Here is a 26,682-nt window from a genome sequence, read left to right as displayed (position 1 = left end):
GATGGCACAGGACTTCTACGAGGTGCTGGGCGTGTCGCGAACCGCGAGCCAGGACGAGATCCAGCAGGCGTATCGCAAGCTCGCCCGCAAATACCACCCCGACGTCAACAAGGACCCGGGGGCGGAGGAACGCTTCAAGGACCTCAACGAGGCATACAGCGTCCTGTCGGACCCGAAGACCCGGGCCCGTTACGACCGCTTCGGCGAGGACTTCCGCAAGATCCCCGAGGACTTCGACGAACGGGTCGCGGCCGGCGCGGGCGGCGGCTTCCGCGCCCGGAGGACCGCGGGCGCGGGTGGCCCCCGTGTTCGGTACGCCACCGGCTTCGGCGACGACTTCGCAGCGGAGGACATCGACATCGAGGACCTGTTCGGTTCGTTCTTCGGAGCGGGCGCCGCCCGCGGCGGTGTACCGGGAGCCGACCAGGAGGCCGAGCTGCCGCTCACCGTGGAGGAGGCGTACAGGGGCGGCCGTCGCACCGTCACGCTCGCCGGGCCCGCCGGGCAGCCGCGGCGGTACGAGGTCAACGTGCCGCCGGGCGTCACCGACGGACAGCGCATCCGGCTGGCGGGAGAGGGCGGTCGGGGGAGCGGTGACGCCCCCGGAGGCGACCTGTACCTGCGGGTGCGCATCCAGCCCCACCCACAGTTCCGGCTGGAGGGCCGCGACGTTCACGTCCAGGTCCCCCTCACCCCCTGGGAAGCGGCCCTTGGCGCGACCGTGCCCGTGCCCACCCCCGGCGGTGGCACGGCCAAGGTCACCGTGCCCGCGGGCTCGTCCAGCGGTCGGCGACTGCGGCTGCGCGGCGAGGGCATGCCCGGTCCGCGCGGCGCCGACGGCGACCTGTACGCCGAACTCCGCGTCATGGTGCCGCCGACCCTGGGCGACCGGGAGCGCGAACTGTTCGAGGAGCTCGCCGCCACCTCCTCCTTCGATCCCCGGAGGACACGATGAACGACCGACCCGCGGGAGCGGCAGGCATCGGCCGGGCCGGCGTGGGCGACCGACCGGTGCGAACCGGCACCGGCCTCACCGCCACGACGGCTGTCCGGTACGCGCTCGTGCCCGTCCACAGACTCTCCCTGGACGCCGTGGCCCGTCGCTCGGGCCTCCACCCCGACCTGATCCGCCGGTTCGTCGCCCTCGGACTGGTCGACGCCGACCGCGACGCCGCGGGGCACCTGGTGTTCGACCCCACGGCCCCGGCGGTGCTCGCCCGCGTCCAGCGGCTGCGCTCCGGACTCTGCCTCAACTACGCCTCGATCGGCCTGGTGCTCGACCTGCTCGATCGCATCAGCCTGCTCGAAGCCGCCCTGCGAGGGCGCGGCACGAGGAGTGAAAACCCCCCATGGACATGAACCGTCTCACCCAGAAGTCCCAGGAAGCCCTCCAGGAAGCCCAGACCGCGGCCGTCGGCATGGGGCAGACCGAGGTCGACGGGGAACACCTGCTGCTCGCACTCCTCGATCAGGAGGACGGTCTGATCCCGCGGTTGGTGCAGCAGGCCGGTACCGAGCCGAACCGACTGCGCGCGGCCGTGCGCGAGGAACTCTCCCGCCGCCCGCGGGTCACCGGCCCCGGCGCAGCCCCCGGCCAGGTCTTCGTCACCCAGCGTCTGGCCCGCCTGCTCGATGCCGCCGAACGGGAGGCCAAACGCCTCAAGGACGAGTACGTGTCCGTGGAGCACCTCCTGCTCGCCCTGGCGGAAGAGGGCTCGTCGACCACCGCCGGGCGTCTGCTCAAGGAGGCCGGCATCACCAGGGACTCGTTCCTGAGCGCGCTCACCCAGGTCCGCGGGAACCAGCGCGTCACCTCCGCCAACCCGGAAGTGGCCTACGAGGCTCTGGAGAAGTACGGCCGCGACCTCGTCGCCGAGGCACGGACCGGCAGCCTCGACCCGGTCATCGGCCGGGACGCCGAGATCCGCCGCGTCACCCAGATCCTGAGCCGCAAGTCCAAGAACAACCCGGTCCTCATCGGCGACCCCGGCGTCGGCAAGACCGCCATCGTCGAGGGTCTCGCCCAGCGCATCGTCCGCGGTGACGTGCCCGAAGGGCTGCGCGACCGGACCGTGTTCGCCCTCGACATGGGCTCCCTGGTCGCCGGGGCCAAATACCGCGGTGAGTTCGAGGAACGGCTCAAGGCCGTGCTCAGCGAGGTCAAGGCGGCCCAGGGGCGCATCCTGCTCTTCGTCGACGAACTGCACACCGTCGTCGGCGCGGGTGCCGCCGAAGGAGCCATGGACGCGGGCAACATGCTCAAGCCGATGCTCGCGCGCGGAGAACTCCACATGATCGGCGCCACCACCCTCGACGAGTACCGCAAGCACATCGAGAAGGACGCCGCCCTCGAGCGCCGCTTCCAGCAAGTGGTGGTCGACGAGCCGAGCGTGGAGGACACCATCTCCATCCTGCGAGGACTGCGCGAACGCCTGGAGGTCTTCCACGGAGTGAAGATCCAGGACACCGCACTGGTCTCCGCGGCCACCCTCAGCCACCGTTACATCACCGACCGGTTCCTGCCGGACAAGGCCATCGACCTCGTCGACGAGGCGTGCGCCCGGCTGCGTACCGAGATCGATTCCATGCCGGCCGAACTCGACGAGATCACCCGCCGCGTCACCCGCCTGGAGATCGAGGACGCCGCCCTCTCGAAGGAGACCGATCCCGCCAGTGAGGCCCGCCTGGAAGAGCTGCGCAGGGAACTGGCCGACCTGCGTGCGGAGGCCGACTCCAAACACGCCCAGTGGGAGGCCGAGAGGCAGGCGATCCGCCGAGTGCAGGAACTGCGCCAGGAACTGGAGCAGGTCCGCCTCGAGGCGGAGGAGGCCGAACGCGCCTACGACCTCAACCGCGCCGCCGAGCTCCGCTACGGCCGCCTTCAGGACCTGGAGCGCCGACTCGCCGCGGAAGAGGAGCAACTGGCCGCCAAACAAGGGCAGAACCGGCTGCTGCGCGAGGTCGTCACCGAGGAGGAGATCGCCGAGATCGTCGCCGCCTGGACCGGTGTCCCCGTCACCCGCCTCCAGGAGGGCGAACGCGAGAAACTGCTGCGCCTCGACGAGATCCTGCGCGAGCGCGTCATCGGCCAGGACGAGGCCGTCAAGCTCGTCGCCGACGCCATCATCCGCGCCCGCTCCGGCATCCGCGACCCTCGCCGCCCCATCGGCTCGTTCATCTTCCTCGGCCCCACCGGCGTCGGGAAGACCGAGTTGGCCAAGACCCTCGCCCGGGCGCTCTTCGACTCCGAGGAGAACATCGTCCGGCTCGACATGAGCGAGTACCAGGAACGGCACACCGTCAGCCGGCTCATGGGCGCACCGCCCGGATACGTCGGCTACGAGGAGGGCGGCCAGCTGACCGAGGCCGTACGCCGCAAGCCGTACTCGGTCGTGCTGTTCGACGAGGTCGAGAAGGCGCACACCGATGTCTTCAACACCCTGCTGCAGATCCTCGACGACGGCCGTATCACCGATGCCCAGGGCCGCACCGTCGACTTCCGCAACACCGTGATCATCATGACGTCCAACATCGGCTCCGAGCACCTCCTCGACGGCGTCACCGCCGAAGGTGAGATCAAGCCCGACGCCCGCGCCCTGGTGATGGGCGAGCTGCGCGGACACTTCCGCCCGGAGTTCCTCAACCGCGTCGACGACATCGTGCTGTTCAAGCCGCTCGGCGAGCGGCAGATCGAGCGGATCGTGGAGCTGCAGTTCGACGAGCTGCGGCGACGGCTCGCCGAGCGCCGGATCACCGTCGAACTCACCGCTGATGCACGGGAGTTGATTGCCCACCAGGGCTACGACCCGGTGTACGGGGCCCGGCCGCTGCGGCGTTACATCTCGCATGAGGTCGAGACGCTGGTCGGGCGTGCCCTGCTGCGCGGCGACGTCCAGGACGGTGCGACCGTGCGCGTCGACGCCGAGCACGGAGAGCTGGTGGTCACCTACGACCAGCAGCAGGAGGGGGCCTGGGAAGCGAGGGCGGCGTGAACACCACCCGGACGACAACGGTGACCTGCCCGAACTGCGGGCGCGGCAACAGGATTCCCGTGGCCGCCGAGGGGCGGCCCAGGTGCGGCCACTGCAAGCAGCCCCTGCCCTGGCTCGTGGACGCCGGCGACGACGACTTCGCCGAGGTCGTCGAGCGGGCCTCCGTGCCCGTGGTCGTCGACCTCTGGGCCACCTGGTGCGGCCCCTGCCGCATGGTCAGCCCCGCCCTCGAACAGGTCGCCCGCGACCTCGCCGGACGGATCAAGCTCGTCAAGGTCGACGTCGACAGGAACCCACAGCTCAGCCGTCGGTTCGAAGTGCAGGCCGTGCCGACCCTCCTCGTCCTGGACAAGGGCGAGACGATCGCCCGGCAGGCCGGCGCGGCACCCGCACACGTCCTGCGCGCGTGGGTCGAGCAGGCGATGGCGGGCCGGTGAACCACTGCAGGAGGGTGAGCACGACGGTGCGGTCACTCGAGAGCCCCACGAACCGCAATCCCGACATCGACCGGGCGTCCCCATCGTGCGGCGGTTCCGGTCTTGGCGGCGGGAAGGGAAGACGGTCGCCGACCGCGGCTGAGCGTCCCGTTCACGGAAGGAGAACCCTGATGGCCACGATTCCCGACCCGCACCTGGCGATGGTGCGTCCGGTCACTCCGCGTACCCCGGAGGGCTGCGAGGAGTGCCTCAAGGAGCATTCCCCGTGGGTGCACCTGCGCCTCTGCCTCACCTGCGGACACGTCGGCTGCTGCGACTCGTCGCCCCTCAGGCACGCCCGACGCCACGCGGGGAGCGTCGGTCACCCCGTCGTGCAGTCCTTCCAGCCGGGCGAGGACTGGCGCTGGTGCTTCGTTCACGAGGCCCTGGTCTGATGAACACGGCCGAGCACGAGCAGGGTGCGGTCCGCGAGACACCTGACCGGTACGGGGCGTTCCCGCGCCTGACACCCGAGCAGCTCCAGGACCTGACCGCGCACGGTGAACGCCGACCGACCGCCGAGGGCGAGGTGCTGTACCGCGAGGGCCAGCCGTTCCGCGAGTTCCTCGCGATCCTCAGCGGCACCGTCGAGATCCTCCACGACCACGGTGGGCCCGACGAGCGCACGGTTGCCGTGCACGGGCCCGGCAGGTTCCTCGGTGAACTCGGGCTGCTGGAGGGCCAAGCCGCGTTCGACACCGCGGTGATGCGCCAGGCCGGCGAGATCCTGGCCGTGCCGGTGGAGCGGCAACGCGCCCTGGTCGACCGCGACCCCGTCCTCGGCGACCTGATCCTCCGCGCCTACCTGGGCCGCAGGTATCTGCTCATCGGCCTCGGCGCCGGCTTCCGGATCCTGGGGTCGTGCTATTCACCGGACACGTTGCGACTGCGTGAGTTCGCCGCCCGTAACCGGCTGCCCCACCGATGGGTGGATCTGGAGAAGGACAAGGAGGCCGACGCGCTGCTGCGCCGGTTCTCTATCCGTCCCGAGGAGACTCCGGTGGTCCTCTGGAAGGGCGAGCGGGTGCTGCGCAATCCGAGCAACGCCGAACTCGCCCGGCTCATCGGGCTGCCCACCCCCTCGCCGGAGGCCACGCGGTGCGACGTGATGGTGGTCGGCGCGGGCCCCGCGGGACTCGCCGCCGCCGTGTACGGAGCCTCCGACGGGCTCACCACGGTCACCGTCGACGCTGTGGCCACCGGAGGCCAGGCCGCCACCTCGTCCCGCATCGAGAACTACCTCGGCTTCCCGTCGGGCATCTCCGGGGGCGAGCTCATCGAACGCGCGGTGCTCCAGGCCCACAAGTTCGGCGCCCGCCTCATGGTGCCGGCCCAGGTCACGGCGCTCACCCCGCAGGACGACGAGTACGTCGTCACCTTCACCGACGGGTCCAGGGCACGGGCGGGCGCCGTGGTGCTCGCCTCGGGCGTGTGGTACCGCAGGCTCGAGGTCCCGGACATCGACCGCCTGGAGGGCATCAGCGTCTACTACGCGGCGACCGTCCACGAGGCCAGTCTCTGCCAGGCGGATCCGGTCGCCGTGGTGGGCGGCGGGAACTCCGCCGGGCAGGCATCGCTGTTCCTCGCGAACCACGCGTCCCGGGTCCATCTCCTCGTCCGGGGCGGTGATCTCAACGCGGACATGTCGCGCTACCTGGTGGACCAGGTGGAACGGCACCCGAAGATCGAGGTGTCGCTCCACACCGAAGTCCGGGGCGTCTCCGGGGAGGAGAAGCTGGAGTCGCTGATGGTGGAGGACAACGCAAGCGGTGAGCGGCGCGAGCTGCGGGCCGCGGCGCTGTTCGTGTTCATCGGGGCCCGGCCACGCACGGATTGGCTCAGGGGCGTGCTGGCCCTGGACGAGAAGGGTTTCGTTCTCACCGGCGCTGACGCCCGGGCGGCGGCCGACGTGTCCCGGTGGGACTCGCTCGGCCGAGGTCCGCTGATGCTGGAGACGACCCTTCCGGGCGTCTTCGCCGCCGGTGATGTCAGGAGCGGTTCGGTCAAACGAGTGGCCTCGGCCGCCGGCGAGGGGGCCATGGCGATTCGCTTCGTTCACGAGCACCGGGAAAAGGCGGGCAACCTGGTCCGGTCCGCGGGCCCCGAGGGGCCTCGTCCGGCAGCGGGCCGGTCGGTGCCCTGGAGGTGACCGCCCCTGACGGACTCGGCAGGCGGCCCGACCCACCGCAGGGGCATCCCCCAGCGGCGCCCAGTGCGCCGCCTCCTGTTCCCCGGGCAGAGGTGGCGGGGCGGGGGAGAGCGGGCGATATCGCCCGCACCTGCCGGTGGGGGGCCAGCGTGTCGCGCGGAGTGCCGCCATTGCCGTGAGGGCATCCTGTGGGCACCTGCGATCGTGGAGGTAGCCGACGAGAAGGGGCGGGTCACGCACATGTCGCCTCAGGACGTTACGGTCGTGGCTCTTCTGGCGGATCCGGACGCGCCGACGGACATCGCGCGGCGCATGGCCCGGGGACTCGCCACTCGGCTCGCCGAGAAGTCGGGCCAGGGGCAGCGGTTCGACGTCAGGGTGGTCAGTGAGCCCTTCACCGCAGGGACCGAGGATCCGCGCACCTTGATGCGCCGGATCATGGACCGCGGAAGTGCCGAGGACTGGGACATCGTCGTGGCCCTCACCGACCTTCCGCTGCACTCACACGGGCGCAGGCTCGTGGTGGACCTGAGTCACGAACACGGGTTGGCGCTGCTTTCGCTTCCTTCTCTGGGGGGTCTGCGCCTGCAGGCCAGGGCCCGGCAGGCCGTGGAAGAAGCCGTGCTCGGCCTGGTGGGGCCGCGGGACACCGGTGCTGGGGAGCGACCGCGAGGTCAGCGGCGTCCGGGACCGCTTGCCGTTCGTCTCACGCCCGTTCATCCGGGCCAGGTCGGCGAGGAGGAGACCGCCGATCTGCGGTACGTCGTCAGCGGGCCACGCGGCTACCTGAGGGTGCTTGCCGGTATGGTCCGCGCCAACCGGCCTTGGCGCCTGGTGCCAGGGCTGTCGAAGGCTTTGGCGGCCGCACTCGCCACGGGAGCGGTCGCCACCGTGAACTCCACCGTCTGGAGTCTCGCCGAGGCCCTGAGCACGCCGCGCCTCGTCATCGCCATGGTCGGCTCCGTCGCGCTCATGATCGGCTGGCTGATCGTGGACGCGGAGCTGTGGCATCACTCGGCGGAGGGTTCCCCGGAGGCGAGACAGCGGGCGAGGCTCTACAACACGTCGACGGTCCTGACCGTAGGCATCGGCGTGCTCGTCTGCTACGCGGGTCTGATGCTCATCAACGTGGTGTGGGCGCTGTTCATCCTCAATGACCAGGTGTTCGCTTCCATGACACGAGAACCGCTGGACGCGACGGACTACTGGACGTTGTCGTGGTTCGTCGCTTCGACCGCGACCGTGGGCGGCGCGCTGGGCTCCGGCTTGGAGAGCGACGAGGCCATCCGGGCCGCCGCCTATTCCAAGCGGGAACAGGAACGACGCCAGATGGCGCTGGACGCCCGTGGTGACCAGCGGTGACCTGAGCCGGAGGACCGGGTCGGCGCTGTCGTGGCTGCGGGCCCTCCGGGAAGTCGTGCGATCCGGGCTCACGATCGAGGAGACGCGACTGGAGCCCCTGCTCGCGTTGCGCACGGCGGCTGGAGTGGCGATCATCGTCGGGTCGGCGTTGTGGCTGGCCTCCCCGGCGTACGCCGCGTCCGCCGCCCTCGGTGCCTATTCCGCGGGCGCAGCCACCTTCCAGCGCACCTGGCGTCCACGGAAGGTGATCGCGCTCGGCGCGGGCGCCGGTCTGGCGCTCAGCACCTTCGTGGGCTATCTGGCGGCGGGGCGCCTCGTGACGTTCCTCCCCTTGCTGGCCGTATGGGCCTTCGTGGCGGGGATGGCGTGGGCCGTCGGATCGACCGCCGGGATCGTCGCAGCGACGACGGTCGGCAGCATGCTGGTGACCATCACCCTGCCCACGAGCGTCGGGCGAGCTCTGGAGCACGCCGGGGTCATCGCCCTCGGGGGCGTGGTGCAGGCCCTGCTGATCCTGCTGGTCCCGATCCGCCGATGGGGGGCGCATCGCGACGCGCTCGCCGATGCCCTGGCCGCCGTGGCGGACCACGCCCGTCGGTTGCGGCACGACCCGACCGCCGCGTTCGACCCGGAGCCGTTGATGACGGCCCGTGACGCGGCTGCCGTGACGCCGTCACAGGCGCGCACCCGTCCCAGCGTCCTCCACGGCCCCCGGGGACTTGCCGAGCGCATCCTGCCGGCCGTCGCCGCGCTCGCCGACCCGGACGTCGGCGCCCCGGCGGAGGGAGCCGGGCGGGACCGCGCGCGGGAGCTGCTCGGCGCGGCCGCCGACGTGCTGGATGCGGCCGCCCGTTCGATCCGCCGTGGCACTCCGGCGGAGGTGCCGCCCGGAAGCGCGGACGTCCTGCGTGTCGACGAGGAGCACGAGGTACTGGAGGGTCCCGCGCGGCAGGCCGCCGAGCGGCTCGTGAAACTGCTCGGCGAGGCGCTCGAGGTCGCGGGGAGCGGCAGCACGCGGGGGACGACACCCGCCCCGCACGGCCCTGCGGGCGCCCCGTTCCTGGTGCGCCCGACGATGCTGCGGCTTGTCCCGGTCGTCGTGCGGGCGGTCCGCCGGGAGCTCCGCCGGGACTCACCCGTGTTCCGGCACGCCGTCCGCCTGGCGGCGGTAGCCGTGCTCGGATATCTCATCGCCACCCGGCTGCCCCTGGGCCACGGCTACTGGGCGCCGATCGCCGCGGTGATGGTGATGCGGCCGGACTTCCATCAGACGTACGCGCGTGCGGTCGCCCGTCTCGCCGGGACCCTGGCGGGGGTCGCGCTCGCCACCGGGATGGCGCGGGCCCTGGGCCCGGACGCCCGACTGTTCGGCGTGCTGGCCGTGGTGTCGGCAGGTCTGTCCTACACGCTGACCCGTACCGGCTACGCCTACTCCCAGTGCTTCACTGCCGCGTACGTCGTCTTCCTGCTGGCCATGGGCGGCCAGGCATGGGAGCAGACGGTCCCGGAGCGGGTGGTGCTCACTTTGCTGGGCGGGGCCCTGGCGATGCTGGCGTACGTGGTGTTTCCCGCGTGGGAGACGCCCCGGCTGCCGGGCCGGCTCGCGGATTGGCTCGCCGCGAACGGCCGCTACGCGGCCGCAGTGCTCCGCAGCCACGCCGAACCGACCGGGGAGCGTCGCGCCGACATGCGCCGGGCCCAACTGGCGAGCAGGGAAGCACGTGCCGCCTGGCACGAGGCGTACGACCAGGCACGACAGGAACCGGTTCCCCCCAGGGGTCTCACCTCGCGCGAGGCGGAGGAGGCGCAGGAGGCGCTCAAGGGGTTCGACAGGGCGGCGATGCTCATGGAGAGCCACGTCCCGCGGGCCGGTGGCCGTCTCGCACCAGAGGCGAAGCGGTTCGCCGAGGCACTGGAGGCGGACACCGCGCAGGCGGCGGTCGACGTGCGCGAGCACAGGAATCCGGAGTGGGAGCGCGTGGGGGAGGCGCTCCGGGCATGGGAGGGCTCCGCCGCCGGGAGCCCGGTGCTACGGCGCGGTGCGGAGCTGCAGAAGCAGGCCCTGGAGGACCTCGCGACCGCCGTGAGCCGTACACCCCTGGAACGGGACGTCGGCTCCGTTCGCGAGGAGCAACGGGTGCGGGCGGCCGCGGCGGAGGAAGGCGAGGGATCGGGACTGGCCCATCGAGGTGGGTGACGGCTCCGGTGAAGGGGAGCGCCGCGCCTCCTGGCCCGCTTCACCGGCCGCTCGGTCACCTTCCGTCCAAGCTCGTCGTCCACCGCATGGGGAGAGGGGCGTCGGCGGTCGGTCAGGCGAGGTCGGGGAGGGGGCGACGGGCGACCTCGTGGGCGTCGTCCGGCGGGACGCCCAGCATGCGCAGGACCATCTCGGCGAGATTCACCGCGGCGTCGTCGCCGTCCACCTCAGGGCGGGCGAATCTCAGCTCCACCAGGGACAGCAAGGTTCCACCCAGCGCGGACAGGGCCACTGTCGGGTCGACGGCGGTGAAGCGGCCGGAGGCCATGCCCACCTCGACGTCCCGGCGGGCCCGCCGGGTCAGACCGTTGTCCGCGTGGATGTGTCCCAGGCCCCGGCGGCGCAGCACCTGCATCAGCTCCGGGTGCGACTCGGCCATGCGTGCGCTGAGCCGGAAGCCCGCCGCGACGAGCTCCGCCGGGTCGTCGATGCCGGCCAGGCGCTCGTCGAAGGTCTGGCCGAACTCCTCCAGCGCGTCCTGCACCGCGGCCTCGAACAGCTCCGTCTTCGAATCGAAGTGGTTGTAGAACGAGCCGAAGCCGACGTCGGCGCGCTCGGCGATCACCTGGATGCTGGCGCTGGTGTCCCCGGTCTCGGCGAGTATCCGGCGGGCAGCGCGGACGAGCGCTCCGCGGGTCTCGGCGCGACGCCGCTCGAATCGGTTACCGGGCGGGGCTGACGTAGGCATGCCCAGATTCTAACCGGCGAGGCGATGACCATCGCAGTCCTGATGAATCCATCATTTCCTGCTGCGAACACCTTGACGATAGAACTGTCACACTTGATGATTTCCTCATTACGGCAATGTCGCTTGGAGGGCACCGTGTCCGCAAACCGCGTCACCGCAGTCGGCGTCCCGGACGTCAGGACGGCCCATCAGGACCTCCACAGCGCGCAGGGCGCCCTGCGCGGCGAACATCCCGGGCGGTCCCGGAACCCCGTGATCAAGGCGGCCGACCTGGCCTGGCTGGAGTTCGAGAAGCCCGATCTGGACCGGGCCGAGGTCTTCGCCCGGGACTTCGGCTTCGGTGTCGCCGCCCGGAGCGAGGGCGAGCTGTGGCTGCGCGGCACCTTCGCCGGCTCGCCGTGCATGGTGATCCGGCGCGGCCGGACCTCTCGTTTCATCGGCCCGGCGTTCCGCGCCGCCGAGCGGGCCGACCTGGACCGGCTGGCCCGCGCCACGGGTGCGGCCGTACGGGACGCGGACGTGCCCGGCGGGGGCAAGGTGGTCGACCTGCTCGACCCCTCCGGCTTCCCGGTCCGGGTCGTGCACTGCGGGGAGGAACTGCCGGCCCTGCCCGAGCAGCAGCCGCTTCTGCTCAACTTCGGCACCGATCACCGTCGCGCGAACGTCCCCCAGCGCCCGCCACGTGAACCCTCCCGCATCCAGCGTCTGGGGCATGTGGTCCTGGAGACACGGGTGTTCGGGCGCGCCCTCGACTGGTACCTGGACACCCTCGGGATGATCGTGTCCGACTTCCTGTTCCTGGACGGCCAGCGCGGCCGTGGCCCGACGATGGCGTTCATCCGCTGTGACCAGGGCAGCCGGGCCGTCGACCACCACACGCTGGCCATGCACCTCGGTCCGGGCAACGGCTACGTCCACTCCGCCTACCAGGTGACCGACCTCGACTCGATCGCCGCAGGCGGCGAGTACCTGGCCGAGCGCGGCTACCAGCGCAGCTGGGGCATCGGCCGGCACATCCAGGGCAGCCAGCTCTTCGACTACTGGCGCGATCCCGACCGCTTCATGCTGGAGCACTTCGCCGACGGGGACCTGTTCTCCTGCGACCTGGAGCCCGGCTGGGCACCCATGTCGACCACCGGCCTCGCCCAGTGGGGACCTCCTGCCACCCGTGACTTCCTCGGCGCCGGCCCCTCCCCGCAGCGGGTCCGTGACGTCATCGAAGCCCTGCGAGGCGACAACGAGATGGACCGGGCACGCCTGCTGGGCCTGCTCAAAGCCGCCAAGTCCTGAACCCCGCCCCCCTCACGAAGGTACTGACATGAGCACCAAAGTCCTGCGCACCGCCGACGGATGGTGGGTCCTCCTTCCCCAAGCTCTCGACTCCGCTCGAGCAGGGGAGACCCCCTTCGACCGGGCCGTCCCCGTCGACACCAAGGCCGCCACCACCGCCGAGCTGATCGCCGACCGGGCGGCCGTGCGCGAGGCCGCCCTCTCCGGGGAGGCGGGCACGCCCGTCGCCGACCTGGTCGTCCTCTCGCCGGTAACCACTCCCTGCCGGGTGGTCGCCCAGATGGTCAACTACCGCAGCCACGCCCGCGACTCGGGCTTCACCGGCGACATCCCGCCCGCCTTCTTCCGCAAGGCGTCCGGGTCGGTGAGTGGCCCGGGAGAGGCGATCGTCCGGCCGTCGCACGTGAGGTTCCTCGACTACGAGGTCGAACTCGGGCTCGTCATGGGCGCACCCCTGCCCGTCGGCACCGTGGTCGAGGAGCGTGACCTGCCGTCGTACGTCGCGGGGCTGGTGATCACGAACGACGTCAGCGCGCGCGACGTCCAGCTGACCAAGACGCAGTTCTACGAGAGCAAGTCGTACCCGACCTTCACGCCGACCGGGCCCTACCTGGCGCTGCTGGAGCCCGAGGATTTCGTCCATCTCCTCGATCTGCGGCTGAAGCTGTCGGTCAACGGCGAGCTGCGTCAGGACCGCACCCTCGCCGACATGATCGTCCGCCCGGCACAGGCGCTGACCTTGCTGGCCCGCTTCCAGACCCTCGACCCCGGCGACCTGCTGCTCACCGGCACCCCCGGCGGCACGGCCCTCAAGGCCCCGCCCAAAGCGGTCGAGAAGATCGGCGCGCTGCTGCCGCCCGCCGTGAAGTGGAAGGCGTTCTTCAAGAGCCAGGCCCGTAACCCGCACTACCTGCACCCGGGTGACGTGATCACGGCGACCATCTCTACCGCCGACGGGCGGATCGACCTCGGCGAGCAGCGCACGCCCGTCACGGACGCCGGGGGTACCCCCTGCTCGAAGAGCTTGGGGGAAGGACCCGAGGTGAGCCGCACATGACCGCCGACCAGGCCGGACCCCGGAGCACCCCATCCGCGTCCGCACGGACAGACCCTGCACGGACAGACCCCGCACGGACAGACCCCGCACGGACAGACCCCGCACGGACAGACCCCGTACCCGTCGTGATCATCGGCGCCGGGCCGGTGGGTGTGACCGCCGCCCTCCTCCTCGCCCGGCGCGGTATCCGCACCGTCGTCCTGGAACGCCACCAGGACGTCTACCCCCTCCCGCGCGCCGTCGCCACCGACGACGAGGTGCGCCGCATCCTCCAGGCCGCGGGCGTGGGAGAGGAGTTCGCCGCGATCGCCCGCCCCGCGCACGGACTTCGGCTGCTGGACGCCCGGCACCGGGTCATGGCCGAGTTCCGGCGCTCCGAGCACGGCCACCACGGCTACCCGCAGACCAGCATGTTCGACCAGCCCGAGCTGGAACGACTGCTGCGCGACGCCCTCGCCCAGCGCCCGGAGTGCGAGCTGCGGGGCGGTGTCGAGGTCACCGGCGTCGGCCCGGACCTGGCCGGCCCCGTGCGCGTGACCTACCGCGACGACGACGGTGAGCATCAGCTGTGGGCCGAGGCGGTCCTCGGCTGCGACGGCGCGGGCAGCCTCACCCGTGCCGCCGTCGGCGCCGCATGGGAGGACCTGCGCTTCGAGGAACGCTGGACCGTCATCGACGTCCGCACGAAGGCCGACGTCCGCTGCTGGGAAGGCGTCGACCAGGTCTGCGACCCGCACCGGCCGACGACGTTCATGCGCGTCGGTGAGGACCGCTACCGCTGGGAGTTCCGGCTGCAAGAAGGGCAGCAACCGGTCCGCGAACTGATCGCCCCGTGGCTGTCGCCCTCGTACGACGGGGACTTCGACGTCGTACGGGAGACGCACTACACCTTCCGGGCGCGGGTGGCCGACCGTTGGCGCAGCGGACGCGTCTTCCTCCTCGGCGACGCCGCCCACCTCACCCCGCCGTTCATCGGGCAGGGGCTGTGCTCGGGCCTGCGTGATGCCTACAACCTCACCTGGAAGCTGGCCCGCGTCCTGGGCCAGGGCGGCGACGAGCGCCTGCTGGACACGTACGAGAGCGAGCGCAAGCCGCACGCACGGCAGCTGATCCGGCTCGCGGTCGCCATGGGCTGGGCCATGACCGGCGGCCAGGACGGCGCCGCCGCACTGCGCCGCAGGACCCTGGCCGCGGCCTGCCGCATACCCGGCCTCACCGCGGCGGCGGGCCGCGACCTCAGCCCACGCCTGACCGCCGGGCCCCTCGTACGGCGCCGTATGCGCAGGAGCCTTGGGGGCACCCACTGCCCGCAACCATGGGTGGTGGGCGCTGACGCCCGGCGTTCCCGTCTCGACGAACTGCTCGGCGAAGGCTTCACCGTCCTGACCGCCGCCGAACCCTGGCCCTCGCTGCGCGCCCTCGCCCACGGGCTCGGCGTCCCCGCGATCCCCGTGGCCGACCTCCGTGACGACGGCACGCTCGCCGCCTGGCTGCGCGCCGGCCGGGTGGACGCCGTCCTGCTGCGCCCCGACCGCGTCGTCATGGACGTCGTCCCGGCCGGAAGGAACGACTTCACCGACACCGCCGCCTGGGCGTCTCTCCTGCACACCACGCGCAGCCCCGCCCCTTCCCCACGGACCGTGGAGAACAGCCTGCCGAGGAGCGCCACACGATGACCATCCCGGAACCCTTCACTACGCCCGATCCGCAGGCCGTCGCCGACAGCCGCATCATGGACTTCGCCCGCCACGCCGGCGTGGACGGCACCGACTACGCCACCCTGCACCGCTGGTCGGTCACCGACCTGGAAGGCTTCTGGGGCGCGGTGTGGGACTACTTCGGCATCGACGCGGACTCCCCGTACGAGCAGGTGCTCGCGGAGGAGCGGATGCCGGGCGCCCGCTGGTTCCCCGGCGCCACCCTCAACTACACCCATCACGCCCTGCGCAACCTCACCGACGACACCGTGGCGATCATCGCCCTCGACGAGACCGGCTCCAGCCACGAGGTGACGGGCAACCGGCTGCGTGCCCAGGTCGCCTCCGTCGCCACCACCCTGCGCGAGCTGGGCGTCGGCAAGGGGGACCGGGTCGTCGGCTACCTCCCGAACACCCCGCACGCGATCGTCGCTTTCCTCGCCGCCGCGAGCCTGGGCGCGGTGTGGTCGGTGTGCGGGCAGGACTACGCCCCCAAGGCCGCCGCCGACCGCTTCGCCCAGCTCGAACCCACCGTCCTGATATCCGCCGACGGCTACCTCTTCAACGGCACCACCCACGACCGCCGCGAGGCCACCCTCGAACTCGCCGGCGAGCTGCCGACACTGAAGGCCACCCTGCTGGTGGACCACGTGGGCCTGCCGTGGCCATCCCAGGCGTACCCGTCGCCGGCGGTGCCGTGGGAAGAGGCCGCCACCCGCACCGAGGAACTCACCTGCACTCCGGTGCCGTTCGACCACCCCCTGTGGGTCGTGTTCTCCTCGGGCACCACGGGCCTGCCCAAGGGCATCGTCCACGGCCACGGCGGCGTCCTGCTCGAACACCTCAAGACCCTCGGCCTCCACTCCGACCTCGGCCCCGGCGACCGCCTCCTGTGGTACACCACCACCCACTGGATGATGTGGAACCTGGTCGCCTCCACACTGCTCACCGGCGCCACCACGTGCACCTACGACGGCAGTCCGGCGCCCTTCGCCAAGCTCGACGTCCTGTGGGAGCTGGCCGCGCGCCACCAGGTGACCGTCTTCGGCACCAGCCCCCAGTACCTGCTGGGCATGGCCAAGTACGGCATCGACCCCTCGGCGCACGACCTGTCGTCGATCCGCGTGGTCGGCTGCACCGGCTCCGCACTGCCGGCCTCCGCCTATCCCTGGGTCCGCCACCACGTCGGCGACCACGTCCTGCTCGCTTCCATCAGCGGCGGCACGGACGTCGTCTCCGGTTTCGCCGGAAGCGCCCCCAACACACCGGTGTGGGCAGGAGAGCTCTCAGCACCCCACCTGGGCGTGGCCCTGGCCGCGTACGACGCCGAGGGCCTCCGGACCGTGGACCAGGTCGGCGAACTGGTCGTCACCCGACCGATGCCGTCCATGCCGCTGTACTTCTGGAACGACCCCGACGGCACCCGCTACCGCGACGCCTACTTCTCCTCCCACCCCGGCGTGTGGCGGCACGGCGACTGGATCACCGTCACCGGACACGGCTCCGTGATCGTCCACGGCCGATCCGACAGCACCCTGAACCGCAACGGTGTACGCCTGGGCAGCGCCGACATCCACGACGTCGTCGAACGCCTCCCCGAGATCACCGAGGCCCTCGTCATCGGTGCGGAAGAACCCGAGGGCGGCTACTGGATGCCCCTTTTCGTGGTCCTCACCGCCGGCGCGGTCCTGGACGACCCGCTCCGCGAGAAGATCAAGGAGGCGATCCGGACCGGGGCCTCACCCCGCCACGTCCCCGACGAGATCCTCGAAGTCCCCGGCATCCCGCACACCCGTACCGGCAAGAAACTCGAAGTCCCCGTCAAGCGCCTCCTGCAGGGCGCCCCCGTCGAGCAGGTCGTGAACCCGGCGGCCGTGGACGCCCCCGACCTCATCGACCACTTCGCCCGCCTGGGTGCCGAACGCCGGGGCCGGTCGACATGACAGCCGCGGAGCTCCGACCCGCCGCTGACCGCCGTCGACCTCCGCCCCGCCGAGTACGGCAGGACCTGTGCCGAGCTCCTGTGCTCTCGTCGGGCGCGGCCGCCCCGACACGGCCCGCCGCCACGACGGGGCCCTCGAAACCCGGGCCTCCACCCGTCTCGGCGCATGACGGGGAGGGCACCGGCGCGGTCGGCCGGTGCCCGGCTCAGCGCTTGGAGATGCGGACCACTCCGGTTTCGGTGCCCTGGTAGAGGGTGCCGTCCGGGGCGGCCGTCCCTCGCATCTGGAGCGGGTTGTAGACCAGCCCGATGCCCAGGAAGGAGCTGGTGAGCTGGGCGCCGGTGGCCGGATCGATGACGGAGTGGTGGTACTGGGCGAAGGTGTTCAGCCCGGCGCTGCCCGTCGGCCCGGTCACGGAGACGGTGTAGATCTTCCCGTCGGCCAGGGAGAGCCGGGGCAGAGCGGCGGACTTGACCGGGCTGTCCCACACCACCGAGCACCCCGTTCCCCCGGCGTTGACGTCGATCCGGCTGAGACCGCCCTCGAAGCTCGCTGAGGAGGGCTGGCTCGCCGGAGCGCCCTCGGGGAGGGCCGGGTAGGGGTAGCCGTAGGTGTTGGTGACGAAGACGCTGCGGCCGGAGGCGATGACGGCGTCCTCGGTGCCGCTGCGGGCGTACCGGGTGAGCACGGGGATCCGGCAGATCGGGTCCGGTCCGCCGGCCACCCGGTAGACGAGCAGGTTCCCGTGCGGGTCGGCGTTGTCGACGATGGTGACGTACTCGGTGCCGCTGCCCGGCCCGAAGAAGCTCGGGGTGGTGCCGGTGCCCCAACTGAGCTGGCCGGGCTTGCGGGCCGGACCCCGGTCGTACGGCGCCCGCCAGTCCACCACGGGGGTACCGTCCGGGCCGGCCGACAGCAGGTAGAGCGCGTGGTCGGTGGCGACGGCGGTCCGGCCGGGGACGGTGGAGATGCTGTTCTGGACGCCCTCGCCGGTGCTGATGCTGCGCACCGCCCCGGTGTCGGTGTCCACGGTCCCGATCACACCGCCGCTGGTGGCGAACCAGACCCTGCCCTCCCAGTCGGGGGTCAGGCCGACGATGTTGTCCCCGGCGGGGACGGCGTTGCCGAGCGGGGTGGACTGCTCGATCCGGAGGGTCCATCCGGAGCCGGCGCGGCGGTGGCCGACGCGCACGAGGTTGTTGTTGCCGTCGACCACGACCAGCCGGTCACCGTTGTCGAGGTAGGCGTACACGCCGCCGAAGAGGCTGCCCTTGGGCAGGGCCAGGGAGGCGAGGTCGGCCCCGCTGGCGGGGTCGAGCAGGTGCACGGTCGGCGTCTGGCCGAAGATGGTGGTGCAGAGCGTGATCACGTAGCCGTCGCTGCCCACGACCACGGTCGGGCAGGCCGAAGCCAGCGCCGTGCGGGAGTAGTCGATGGCGGACGTCCCGGGCCCCGGGTGGGGCGTGGTACCGCTCGAGGCACTGTCGCCATGCATGGTCGCGGCGCCGTTGGCCGCGGTGGCCGGGTTCTGCGGCGCCTGCGGACCGAACGGGGAAGCCGGGTCGGCGGCGGCGGGGGCGCTGCCGAGCGCAACGGTGAGGGAGAGGGCGAGCACGGCAAGGCGCCCGCCCGCGGGCAGGGAGAACGGCATCAGGGGGTCCTCGTGACTGGAGGGGGAGGGAACTGCTGCGGAGCGAGGAGCCGGCTGCCTCACCGGGTGCCGCGGCTCCCCAGGGGTCGGCCGGCGTGATGAGAACGGCCGACGGGGCGGCTGCCGATGGTGCGGCCCGGCCCTTGCTTCCGTGGAGCGGTTGCTCCCCGGAACGGCTCTGACCGCGACGCTATCCGCTGCCCCCGCGGGACGGATCTTTCCCTTGCGGCCCGCCACAGCTTGTTCACGCAGTTCACGTTCCCGCAGTACGCGGGCAACCCGCGGCGGGGGCGTACGGACCTCCGCCGGTGTCGCGGCCGGTCTCGCGATCAGCCGTCACGGGCCGGGAACGGCTCCGCCGCGCATGATCTCGGTGAGACGGCCGCGCAGCCGGGCGAACTCGGGTGAGGCCCGCAGCGCGGACACGTCCGTGCCGGGCCCCCTGTCCAGGTCCACCGGCAGCTCCGCCACCACCCGGCCGGGCCCCGCGGCCATGACCAGCACCCGGGAGCCCAACAGCACCGCCTCCTCCGCCGAGTGCGTCACGAACAGCACCGTCGTGCCGAGCCGCCCGGCCAAGGCCCGCACCTCCTCCTGGAGCCGCTCCCGGGTCAGGGCGTCGAGCGCGGCGAACGGCTCGTCCATGAGCAGGAGTTCGGGCTCTGCGGCCAGCGCCCTGGCCAGCGCCACCCGCTGCTGCTGACCGCCCGAAAGCTCCCACGTGCGCCGGCCCGCCATCCCGGGCAGTCCCACCCCCTCCAGAAGCCCGGCGATCCGGTCGGGCCGGTCGGATCGCGGCACGCCCAGCCGGGCCAGCGCGAAGGCGAGGTTCCCGCCCACCGTGCGCCAAGGGAACAGCCGGGGCTGCTGGAACACCACCCCCGCCCCCGCGCCCGGCCGGGGAAGCGCGCCCCGGACCCGGGCATGGCCCGCGGCGGGCCGCTCGAAGCCCGCCACCACGCGCAGCAGGCTCGTCTTCCCGCAGCCGGACGGCCCGACCAGGACGACGAACTCGCCCGCGTGGACCCGTACGTCCACGCCGGCGAGCGCTGTCACCGGCGCCTTCGCCGACCCGTACCGGACCGACACGCCCGCCAGCTCGACGACCGCGGTCCGCGCGTCAGGCTCGTCAGTTCGCGGCACGGCCGAGCTCCTCCACCGCGAGCGCCCGCCCGAAGACCGCCTCGTCCGGCACGGTGTCGACCGCCTTCTGCCCCTTCAGGAACACGGCGGCGTCGTGCAGGTTCGCCGCGAGCTTGCCGGGGGCGCCCGGCGTACCCAGGTAGTCGGGTCCGGTCTGCTCCTTCGCGCTGAGCAGCACCAGTTCCGACAGCTGCCGCTTCGCCTCCTCCGTCGGCAGCCCGAGCTCCGCCCCGATGGACTTCGCGGCCTGGTCCGGTGCGGTACGCGCCTGTGCGACGGCCGTGTCCTGCGCCTTGATCCAGGCCGTGACCACTTCCGGGTGCTTGGCCGCGAACGCGTTCGTCACCACGCCCAGGTCGGCCGTCGGCTTGCCCTGCTTGGCCAGTTCACGGCTGGTGACGAGCACCTTGCCGTCCTTGGTCAGTTCGCTCAGCGTCGGCGTCCACACGTAGGCGGCGTCGATGTCCCCGCGCTTCCACGCGGCGAGCGCGTCCTGCGGCTGGAGGTCGATGATCCGCACGGACGACGGCTCGACACCCGCCGTCGTCAGCGCGGCGAGCAGCGAATAGTGGGCCGTCGACCCGAAGGGAGCGGCCACCTTCTTGCCCACCAGGTCCTTCACCGAACCGATCCCGGGCTTGGCGACGAGCGCCTCGTTGTCCCCGATCAGGTCGTGGATCCACACCACCTTGTACGGGATGTTCAGGGGCGCGGACAGCCCCTTGGTGACGGGGCTCGACCCGGCCAGACCCAGGTCGACCGACCCGGCGATGACGGCCGTGTTGACGTCGCCACCGGACTCGAACTTCACCCATTCCACGTCGACTCCGGGAAGGGCCTGCTCCAGCAGCCGCTGGTTCTTCACCACCAGGTCGGCGTTGGGTATCGCCTGGTAGGCGATCCGTACGGTGGTCCGCCCCGAGGATCCGCCGGCCGTGTCGCCGTCACCTCCGCAGGCGGTGGTGACGGAGGCCGTCAGGGCGACGGCCGCGGTGAGCAGGAGGGTGCGGCGGGACAGACGTGCGGGCATGGACGATCTCCGGTCTGAGGTCGGACGGCGAAGGAATGAGGGAAGAAGGGGAACGACGGGAAAGCGGCGGGAATCAGGCGCGGCCGCGCCACGGCACGGCGATCCGCTCGACGAGCCGCAGCAGCGCGTCCAGCACGATCCCGGACAGGCCGATGGCGAGGATGCCCGCAATCACCAGCGCGGTCTGGTTGTAGCGCTGCGCATCGCGGATCATGCCGCCGATCCCGGGCACACCGTTGATGGTCTCCGCCGCGACGACCGAGGTGTAGGCGACACCGACGGCGATGCGGACACCGGTGAGGATCTCGGGTAGGGCGGAGGGCAGCCGTACGGACAGCAGCAGCGCCGTCGGCCCCGACCCCAGCGCCCGTGCGGCCTCGACGAGCCGGTCGGGCACCGTGCGTACGGCCGCCGCGGTGGCCGCGGCGATCGGTGGCAGGGCCGCGATGACCAGCAGCCAGATCTTCGGTGCCTCGTCGATGCCGAACCAGATGACGAGCAGCGAGAGGTACGCCAGCGGCGGTAGCGTCCGCAGGAACGTCACCGCGGGCTCCAGCACGACGGCCAGCGGCCGGACCGTACCGATCAGCAGCCCCAGCGGCACCCCGGCCAGCACGGCGTACGCGGAGCCGGTGCCGATCCTGCCCAGGCTGACGCCCAGATGCTCGATCAGCAGATGGCCGCCGTAGCCGCGCACCCCGTCGTGCACCGTGGAGGCGAGGACGAACTGCCGCCACACGTCGCCGGGCGAGGGAACCAGGACCCGCGGCCACACCTCGGCGGAGACCGCCGCCTGCCAGGCGCCGAGGAGCACGGCGAGGGCGACGAGCCGCAGCCCGCCCCACCGGAAGGCTTCGCGCAGGCGGTCCCGTCGCGGGGAATCGGCCCTGGCCCCGGCCACGGGCCCGGTTCCGGTACCGGACGGTTCGGGGGCGGTGTGCGGGAGCCGGTCCGGACCGGCTCCCGCCGCCGTGGGCGTCGTGGGAGCGCTCACGGGGCTTCCGCCCCGGTCAGGGCGCGCAGCCGCGGGGCCACTTCCTCGCCGACCCGGTACGCCTCTTCGAGGTGCGGGTAGCCGGAGAGGACGAACTCGTCGATGCCCAGGGCGTGGTACTCGGCGAGCCGTGAGGCCACCTCGTCGTGCGAGCCGACCAGCGCGGTCCCGGCGCCTTCGCGGACCAGGCCGATGCCCGCCCACAGGTTCGGCGCCACCGTGAGGCGGGCGGCGTCCGCGACCCCGCCGTGCAGCGCGGTCATCCGGGCCTGCCCGGTGGAGTCCATGCCGGCGAACCGCTCCTGGCTCGCCCGTACGGCCTCCGGGTCGAACCCGGCGAGGACCCGGTCCGCCTCGGACCAGGCCTCGGCGGCGGTGTCCCGGCTGATGACGTGCAGCCGCAGGCCGAACCGGACGGTGCGGCCCGCCGCCCGGGCCCGCTCCCGCAGCCGGGTGACGCGTGCGGCGACGGCGGCGGGCGGCTCGCCCCACAGCAGTTGTACGTCGGCCTGCCGCGCGGCGACCTCCTCGGCGGCGGGGGAGGCCCCGCCGAAATACAGGGGCACGGGGTGGCGCAGGTCCGGATCGGTGAGCCGGGCGCCTGAGATCCGAAGGTGGGCCCCGTGGTGGTCGGCGGTCTTGCCGTCCAACAGGGTGCGGAGGACCGCCATCACCTCCTCGGTCCGGGCGTACCGCGCGTCGTGCTCCAACCAGTCACCGTACGACCGCTGTTCGGCCGGGTCGCCGCCGGTCACCACGTTGAGCGCGAGCCTGCCTCCCGCGAACCGGCGGAAGGCGTCGGCCTGCTGGGCGAGCAGTGTCGGACTGGCGAATCCGGCGCGGAACGCCACCAGGAACGCGATCCGGGTGGTGTGCTGTGCGAGCGCGGCGGTGAGGATCCAGGGATCCACGCAACCGAGCCCCACGGGCGTGAGCAGCGAGTGGAACCCGGCCTGCTCGGCGGCACGGGCCACCTGGGCCAGGTAAGGGATGTCCGCGGGCCGCCGGGTGGCGGATCCGGTACGGCCCTGGACGGCGGTTACACCGCCGGGGTCGCGGCCGTCCCCGCCGGTGGGCAGGAACCAGTGGAGCAGGAGGGGGTTTTCCGGCATGAGGGGACCTCGTCGAAGCAGCAGCACGGCACGCGCCACCACCGAGGGGAGGTGACACGTGTACGTGAGCAGAGGGGAAGACGGAAGGAGGCGCGAAGGGGGGCGCGGTTGTTCCGTGCGGCATCAGGAGCGGCGGACCGCCTGGTCCTCAGCGGACCTGCGGATCAACAGCCGCGCGCACGAGGGAAATCGGCCCGACACAGCATGGTCGAGACACGCAGCAGATCTACGTGACGACGCGATACGAGTACGGGGGCCATGGCCGCATCCTGTCGGGGCGGCTCCGGAGCGTGCAAGCGGTGTTCGAATGCTGGATTACCCCGTTCCGCATGCCGAGATGCGTCGCCACGGCGGCCACGCCCGCCACGGCGGCCGGTGCCGCGGAGTTGTGGCCGCAGCATGGCGAACGGACCGTCGTGGACCTCCGCACCACGGGCGAGTTTGCGCAGGGGACCGTGGGACGAGGGGGACGAGTTTTCCGGTCCCTGGGGTGGCCTGGGCGGCTGGCTGTGCAACGGGGGACAACGTACTGAATGTCCGATTCTCTTATGATGGCCAGAGGGCGAAGCCAGAAATGGACCGATGCCGATGAGCGGACCCGTGAACGCCGAGGGGGCCGGTGCGGGAGAAGGAGGCCTGTCGCAGGATCCCTGTCCCGCCACCGCCTGGGTGGACCGGGTGGGCACCCTCCAGCTGTGGAGTGCGGAGGCGGAAGCCCTCCTCGGATACCCGGCGAGCGAAGTCTGCGGCACACCGGCGGTGGAGCTGCTGACCACGCGCGGGGACCGCGAAGCGGCGCTGGCCGGGCGCGACCGGCCTGAGACCGGCCAGAGCTGGGACGGCGTTCTCGCCCTGCGGCACCGTGACGGACACGAGGTGAGGGTCGGGCTGCGCGTGCGCCCGCTCACGGACCGGGAGGGCCCGGCGGGATGGGCGGTCTCCGCAGGAGACGCCCGGCGGATCGAGCGGGAAGACATCGACCGGGCGATGATGCGGGCCCTGTTCGAGCAGTATCCCGCCCCCATCGCCATCATGGACGACGCTGCGCGGTACCGGTTGCTGAACGAGGCGGCGGAGCGGGCCCTCGGCCACCCCGGAAACCAGCTCATCGGCCGGCACGTCGGCACGGACACCTCCCACGTCGACTCCGGAACGATCGACCGGGTGCTGCGGCAGGTGCGGGAAACCGGTGAGTCCGTCCTCGGCCTTCCGGTGCGCGGGAGCCGCCCGTCCGGGCCGGACCGTGACCGGATGTGGTCGCTGTCCACGTTCCGACTGACCGACCCGACCGACCGTCCCCTCGGCACGTGCCAGACGTACGTCGACATCACGGACGGGTACCGGGCCGAGCGGCGACTGGAACTGCTGACCAAGGCCGGAGCGGGCATCGGTGCCACGCTGGACGTGGCGCGCACCGCGCAGGAGCTGGCGGACGTCCTCGTGCCGGCCCTCGGTGACGTGGCCTGGGTGGCCCTGTCCGAGGCCGTGCTCGAGGGGGACGAGCCCCCGAAGATGTCCGGCCCCGGGCAGTGGAACCTGCGCCGGATCGGCGTGGCCCCGCCGGGTGAGGGCTGGCCCACCGGCCTCCTGGCCGCGGGCGCGCTCCCGCCCGCACTGCCGAACCACCCGCTCCTACGGAGGATCGGGCAGGGGGAGACCGTCCTGCTGCCCGACCGTGACAGCGTGATCGCCGCGGCCGAGGGGTACTCGGAGCTGGCTCCTCTGTTCGTCCCCGAGCACGGCCACTCGGCGATCGCGGCTCCGCTGTTCGCCCGGGGCCTCGTCCTCGGCACCGTGGTCGTCTGGCGCACCCGCCGACCAGGCCCCTTCGGCCAGGAGGACGCCGACCTGCTGACGGAGATAGCGTCCCGGGCCGCACTCGGCGTGGACAACGCCCGCCGTTACACGCGCGAGCACCGGGCGGCCGTCGCCCTGCAGCAGCGCCTGCTCCCCGCGGCCACCACCGACACTTCCGCGGCGGAGACCGTGGGGTTCTACGTGCCCGCGGGAGGCGGGGCGGAGATCGGCGGCGACTGGTACGACGTCATAGCCCTCCCGTCCTTCCGCGTCGCCCTCGTCGCGGGCGACGTCACGGGACACGGTCTGCCCGCCACCGCCACGATGGGCCGGCTGCGCACGGCCGTCGACACCCTGGCCGATCTGGAACTGGACCCGGACGAACTCCTCACCCATCTCGACGATCTCGTCCAGCAGCTTCAGGGCGAGGCACCCCACCAAGGGGACACCGTCGGGGCCGGCTGTCTGTACGCCGTCTACGACCCCGTCACCTGCCAGTGCACCCTGGCCAGCGCCGGACACCCGCCACCCCTCGTGATCCGGCCCGACGGCAGCGTCGAATCCGTCGAGGTCTCGCCCGGACCGCTGCTCGGTGTGGGCGGGATGCCGTTCGAGGCGACCACGTTCGACCTCGAGCCCGGGAGCGTCATCGCGGTGTACACGAAGGGCGTCATCTACCGAGACGACCACGATCCCGACGCCGGCCTGCGGCGGCTGACCGACCGTCTCGCGCGGTCCGCCGCCCCCGGCCGTGATCTGGACGGCGTGGGACACGAGCTTCTCCGGAGCCTGGGCGATGCTCCGGCCCGCGACGACATGGCCCTGCTCCTGGCGCGCACGCGTGCCGTCGCTCCGGAGAACACCGCGACCTGGGAATTCCCCGCGGACGTGTCCGTCGCCGCCGCCGCACGCAAGGCGGCGGCCGGGCAGCTGGCCGCGTGGGGACTGGACGAGCTGTCCTTCACCACCGAGCTGGTCGTCAGCGAACTCGTCACCAACGCCGTCCGGTACGCGGGCGGCCCCATCGGCCTGCGACTCATCCGGGGAGACGTGCTGGTCTGCGAGGTCAACGACCCCAGCAACACCCAGCCACGGCTGCGCCGGGCCCGTTGGTCCGACGAGGGGGGCCGAGGTCTGTTCCTCATCGCCCAGCTCACCGACCGTTGGGGCAGCCGCTACACCCGGAGCGGAAAGACCATCTGGACCGAACAATCCCTCACCGCCGGTCTCGGCCTGCTCGACCTGCCGCCGTGATCGCGGCCGGAGTCGGCTTCTAGGCGATGCGGGGCTGGAGCCCGACGTCATGCCCGGACATGAGGGCAACGATGCCCTGGTCGGTGACGGACACGGACCGGAGTGCGAGCCCTTCGGGCAGGTTGTCGAGCGGGGCCTGACGCTCCAAGGCCTTCTCCAGCAGGGTGCGTGCCGCAGGAGGCACGTTCCCGGAGAGCCGGACGTCGTCGACTCCGATGGCTCTCGAGCCGGCGACGCCGACGTGCGCGGAGGCCGAGACCTGCCCAAGCAGCGGGACATGAGTGGTCGCTATCACTTGGTCGTCGCCGTTGCCTCGGTTGATGTCGACCCCGTAGAAGGCCGAGAGGTCTTCGTACGCAATGGTCGCCGTGACCTCGGCTTCGTCAGCCTGCTCCCGCCCGCCCTGCGTTTGGCGTATTCCGTGCAGATGGATGGCGAGATCCTGAATGGTCAGGACGCGGCCGTTCAGGGCGGCTGGAACCTGTGCGGCGTCGATGTCCGCCTCGGTGATCACCTTTCGAGCCAGCTGAAGTGACACGGGAAAGCCGTTCACGTGCACCTGGGGAGCGGAGTCGAGGCCGATGTCCCGCCGAACCGAATCGGCGATGCGGTCCTGCGCGTACTGCGTGGCCAACACCTCGCTGCCAGTGGCGGCGAGCAGCGTCAGGGCGGCCGCCATCAACCCGTTCCGGCGACGCCTGCGCCGCATTGCCCGGCCGTTCTCTGGTCCGTTCATGCTCTCTCCTTCTCGAGACCCCGCAGCCTTGTGCCGCGCGTCTACGTGAGCCGT

At 72.0% G+C, this 26,682-nt stretch carries 20 protein-coding genes; 13 read left to right on the top strand and 7 right to left on the bottom strand.

Annotated features, from left to right (window positions below; translation table 11 throughout):
* Nucleotide 1: 1 nt before the first annotated feature.
* The 8 genes from ACIRQF_RS02970 (at nucleotide 2) to ACIRQF_RS02935 (ending at nucleotide 10,176) form a co-directional block, all read left to right on the top strand.
* The gene (locus ACIRQF_RS02970) at nucleotides 2–955 is read left to right on the top strand and encodes a DnaJ C-terminal domain-containing protein (protein WP_404088291.1); all 954 of its coding nucleotides are present in this window, start codon (nucleotides 2–4) and stop codon (nucleotides 953–955) included.
* Nucleotides 952–1,359, top strand: a complete 408-nt coding sequence (locus tag ACIRQF_RS02965; RefSeq protein ID WP_376628141.1) for a chaperone modulator CbpM — start codon at nucleotides 952–954, stop codon at nucleotides 1,357–1,359. The genes ACIRQF_RS02970 and ACIRQF_RS02965 overlap by 4 nt, the downstream gene beginning before the upstream one ends.
* Nucleotides 1,350–3,992, top strand: coding sequence for an ATP-dependent chaperone ClpB (gene clpB / locus ACIRQF_RS02960; protein ID WP_382479675.1), 2,643 nt, complete (start codon nucleotides 1,350–1,352; stop codon nucleotides 3,990–3,992). The genes ACIRQF_RS02965 and clpB overlap by 10 nt, the downstream gene beginning before the upstream one ends.
* The gene (trxA, locus tag ACIRQF_RS02955) at nucleotides 3,989–4,429 is read left to right on the top strand and encodes a thioredoxin (protein ID WP_376628137.1); all 441 of its coding nucleotides are present in this window, start codon (nucleotides 3,989–3,991) and stop codon (nucleotides 4,427–4,429) included. The genes clpB and trxA overlap by 4 nt, the downstream gene beginning before the upstream one ends.
* A gap of 170 nt (nucleotides 4,430–4,599) precedes the next feature.
* Nucleotides 4,600–4,863: a UBP-type zinc finger domain-containing protein gene (locus ACIRQF_RS02950; protein ID WP_376628135.1), complete on the top strand. Its 264-nt coding sequence runs from the start codon at nucleotides 4,600–4,602 to the stop codon at nucleotides 4,861–4,863.
* Complete coding sequence (locus ACIRQF_RS02945; protein ID WP_404088288.1) at nucleotides 4,863–6,617, top strand: FAD-dependent oxidoreductase; 1,755 nt, start codon at nucleotides 4,863–4,865, stop codon at nucleotides 6,615–6,617. Before ACIRQF_RS02950 ends, ACIRQF_RS02945 begins: the two co-directional genes overlap by 1 nt.
* Before the next feature lie 240 nt (nucleotides 6,618–6,857).
* Nucleotides 6,858–7,979: a hypothetical protein gene (locus ACIRQF_RS02940; RefSeq protein WP_404089498.1), complete on the top strand. Its 1,122-nt coding sequence runs from the start codon at nucleotides 6,858–6,860 to the stop codon at nucleotides 7,977–7,979.
* Between the two features lie 25 nt (nucleotides 7,980–8,004).
* A complete protein-coding gene (locus ACIRQF_RS02935) occupies nucleotides 8,005–10,176 on the top strand; it encodes an FUSC family protein (RefSeq protein ID WP_404089496.1) in 2,172 nt (723 codons plus the stop codon).
* 112 nt (nucleotides 10,177–10,288) lie between these two features.
* Here ACIRQF_RS02935 and ACIRQF_RS02930 read toward each other — a convergent pair whose 3' ends face one another.
* Nucleotides 10,289–10,924, bottom strand: coding sequence for a TetR/AcrR family transcriptional regulator (locus ACIRQF_RS02930; protein WP_404088286.1), 636 nt, complete (start codon nucleotides 10,922–10,924; stop codon nucleotides 10,289–10,291).
* Between the two features lie 135 nt (nucleotides 10,925–11,059).
* Between ACIRQF_RS02930 and ACIRQF_RS02925 the strand changes: the two genes are divergently transcribed.
* From ACIRQF_RS02925 to ACIRQF_RS02910, 4 genes are read left to right on the top strand one after another with little or no spacing between them, the layout of a single operon-like run.
* On the top strand, nucleotides 11,060–12,214 hold the full coding sequence (locus ACIRQF_RS02925) for a VOC family protein (protein ID WP_404088284.1): 1,155 nt from the start codon (nucleotides 11,060–11,062) through the stop codon (nucleotides 12,212–12,214).
* 28 nt (nucleotides 12,215–12,242) lie between these two features.
* The gene (locus ACIRQF_RS02920) at nucleotides 12,243–13,271 is read left to right on the top strand and encodes a fumarylacetoacetate hydrolase family protein (RefSeq protein WP_404088282.1); all 1,029 of its coding nucleotides are present in this window, start codon (nucleotides 12,243–12,245) and stop codon (nucleotides 13,269–13,271) included.
* Entirely contained in the window at nucleotides 13,268–14,947 is a 1,680-nt protein-coding gene (locus ACIRQF_RS02915) for a bifunctional 3-(3-hydroxy-phenyl)propionate/3-hydroxycinnamic acid hydroxylase (RefSeq protein WP_404088281.1), read from the top strand. The genes ACIRQF_RS02920 and ACIRQF_RS02915 overlap by 4 nt, the downstream gene beginning before the upstream one ends.
* A complete protein-coding gene (locus ACIRQF_RS02910; RefSeq protein ID WP_404088279.1) occupies nucleotides 14,944–16,911 on the top strand; it encodes an acetoacetate--CoA ligase in 1,968 nt (655 codons plus the stop codon). Before ACIRQF_RS02915 ends, ACIRQF_RS02910 begins: the two co-directional genes overlap by 4 nt.
* Nucleotides 16,912–17,116: 205 nt before the next feature.
* On the opposite strand, the gene ACIRQF_RS02905 is transcribed toward ACIRQF_RS02910, so the two are convergent.
* The 5 genes from ACIRQF_RS02905 to ACIRQF_RS02885 form a co-directional block, all read right to left on the bottom strand.
* A complete protein-coding gene (locus tag ACIRQF_RS02905) occupies nucleotides 17,117–18,562 on the bottom strand; it encodes a hypothetical protein (RefSeq protein WP_382479661.1) in 1,446 nt (481 codons plus the stop codon).
* A gap of 336 nt (nucleotides 18,563–18,898) precedes the next feature.
* Nucleotides 18,899–19,705, bottom strand: a complete 807-nt coding sequence (locus ACIRQF_RS02900; RefSeq protein WP_382479659.1) for an ABC transporter ATP-binding protein — start codon at nucleotides 19,703–19,705, stop codon at nucleotides 18,899–18,901.
* Nucleotides 19,692–20,735, bottom strand: coding sequence for a glycine betaine ABC transporter substrate-binding protein (locus tag ACIRQF_RS02895; protein WP_382479657.1), 1,044 nt, complete (start codon nucleotides 20,733–20,735; stop codon nucleotides 19,692–19,694). The genes ACIRQF_RS02900 and ACIRQF_RS02895 overlap by 14 nt, the downstream gene beginning before the upstream one ends.
* 73 nt (nucleotides 20,736–20,808) lie before the next feature.
* Nucleotides 20,809–21,729: an ABC transporter permease gene (locus tag ACIRQF_RS02890; RefSeq protein WP_404088276.1), complete on the bottom strand. Its 921-nt coding sequence runs from the start codon at nucleotides 21,727–21,729 to the stop codon at nucleotides 20,809–20,811.
* On the bottom strand, nucleotides 21,726–22,841 hold the full coding sequence (locus ACIRQF_RS02885; RefSeq protein WP_404088274.1) for an LLM class flavin-dependent oxidoreductase: 1,116 nt from the start codon (nucleotides 22,839–22,841) through the stop codon (nucleotides 21,726–21,728). Before ACIRQF_RS02885 ends, ACIRQF_RS02890 begins: the two co-directional genes overlap by 4 nt.
* A 588-nt stretch (nucleotides 22,842–23,429) precedes the next feature.
* On the opposite strand from ACIRQF_RS02885, the gene ACIRQF_RS02880 reads away from it, so the two are divergent.
* On the top strand, nucleotides 23,430–25,892 hold the full coding sequence (locus ACIRQF_RS02880; RefSeq protein WP_404088272.1) for a SpoIIE family protein phosphatase: 2,463 nt from the start codon (nucleotides 23,430–23,432) through the stop codon (nucleotides 25,890–25,892).
* A gap of 19 nt (nucleotides 25,893–25,911) precedes the next feature.
* Here ACIRQF_RS02880 and ACIRQF_RS02875 read toward each other — a convergent pair whose 3' ends face one another.
* Nucleotides 25,912–26,628, bottom strand: a complete 717-nt coding sequence (locus tag ACIRQF_RS02875; RefSeq protein ID WP_404088270.1) for a DUF2993 domain-containing protein — start codon at nucleotides 26,626–26,628, stop codon at nucleotides 25,912–25,914.
* Nucleotides 26,629–26,682: the final 54 nt, after the last annotated feature.

This window comes from Streptomyces sp. NPDC101191, assembly GCF_044767915.1.
Classification (GTDB): domain Bacteria; phylum Actinomycetota; class Actinomycetes; order Streptomycetales; family Streptomycetaceae; genus Streptomyces.
Note: the sequence above shows the minus strand (reverse complement) of the source record. Positions and strands in the feature narration are given on the sequence as shown.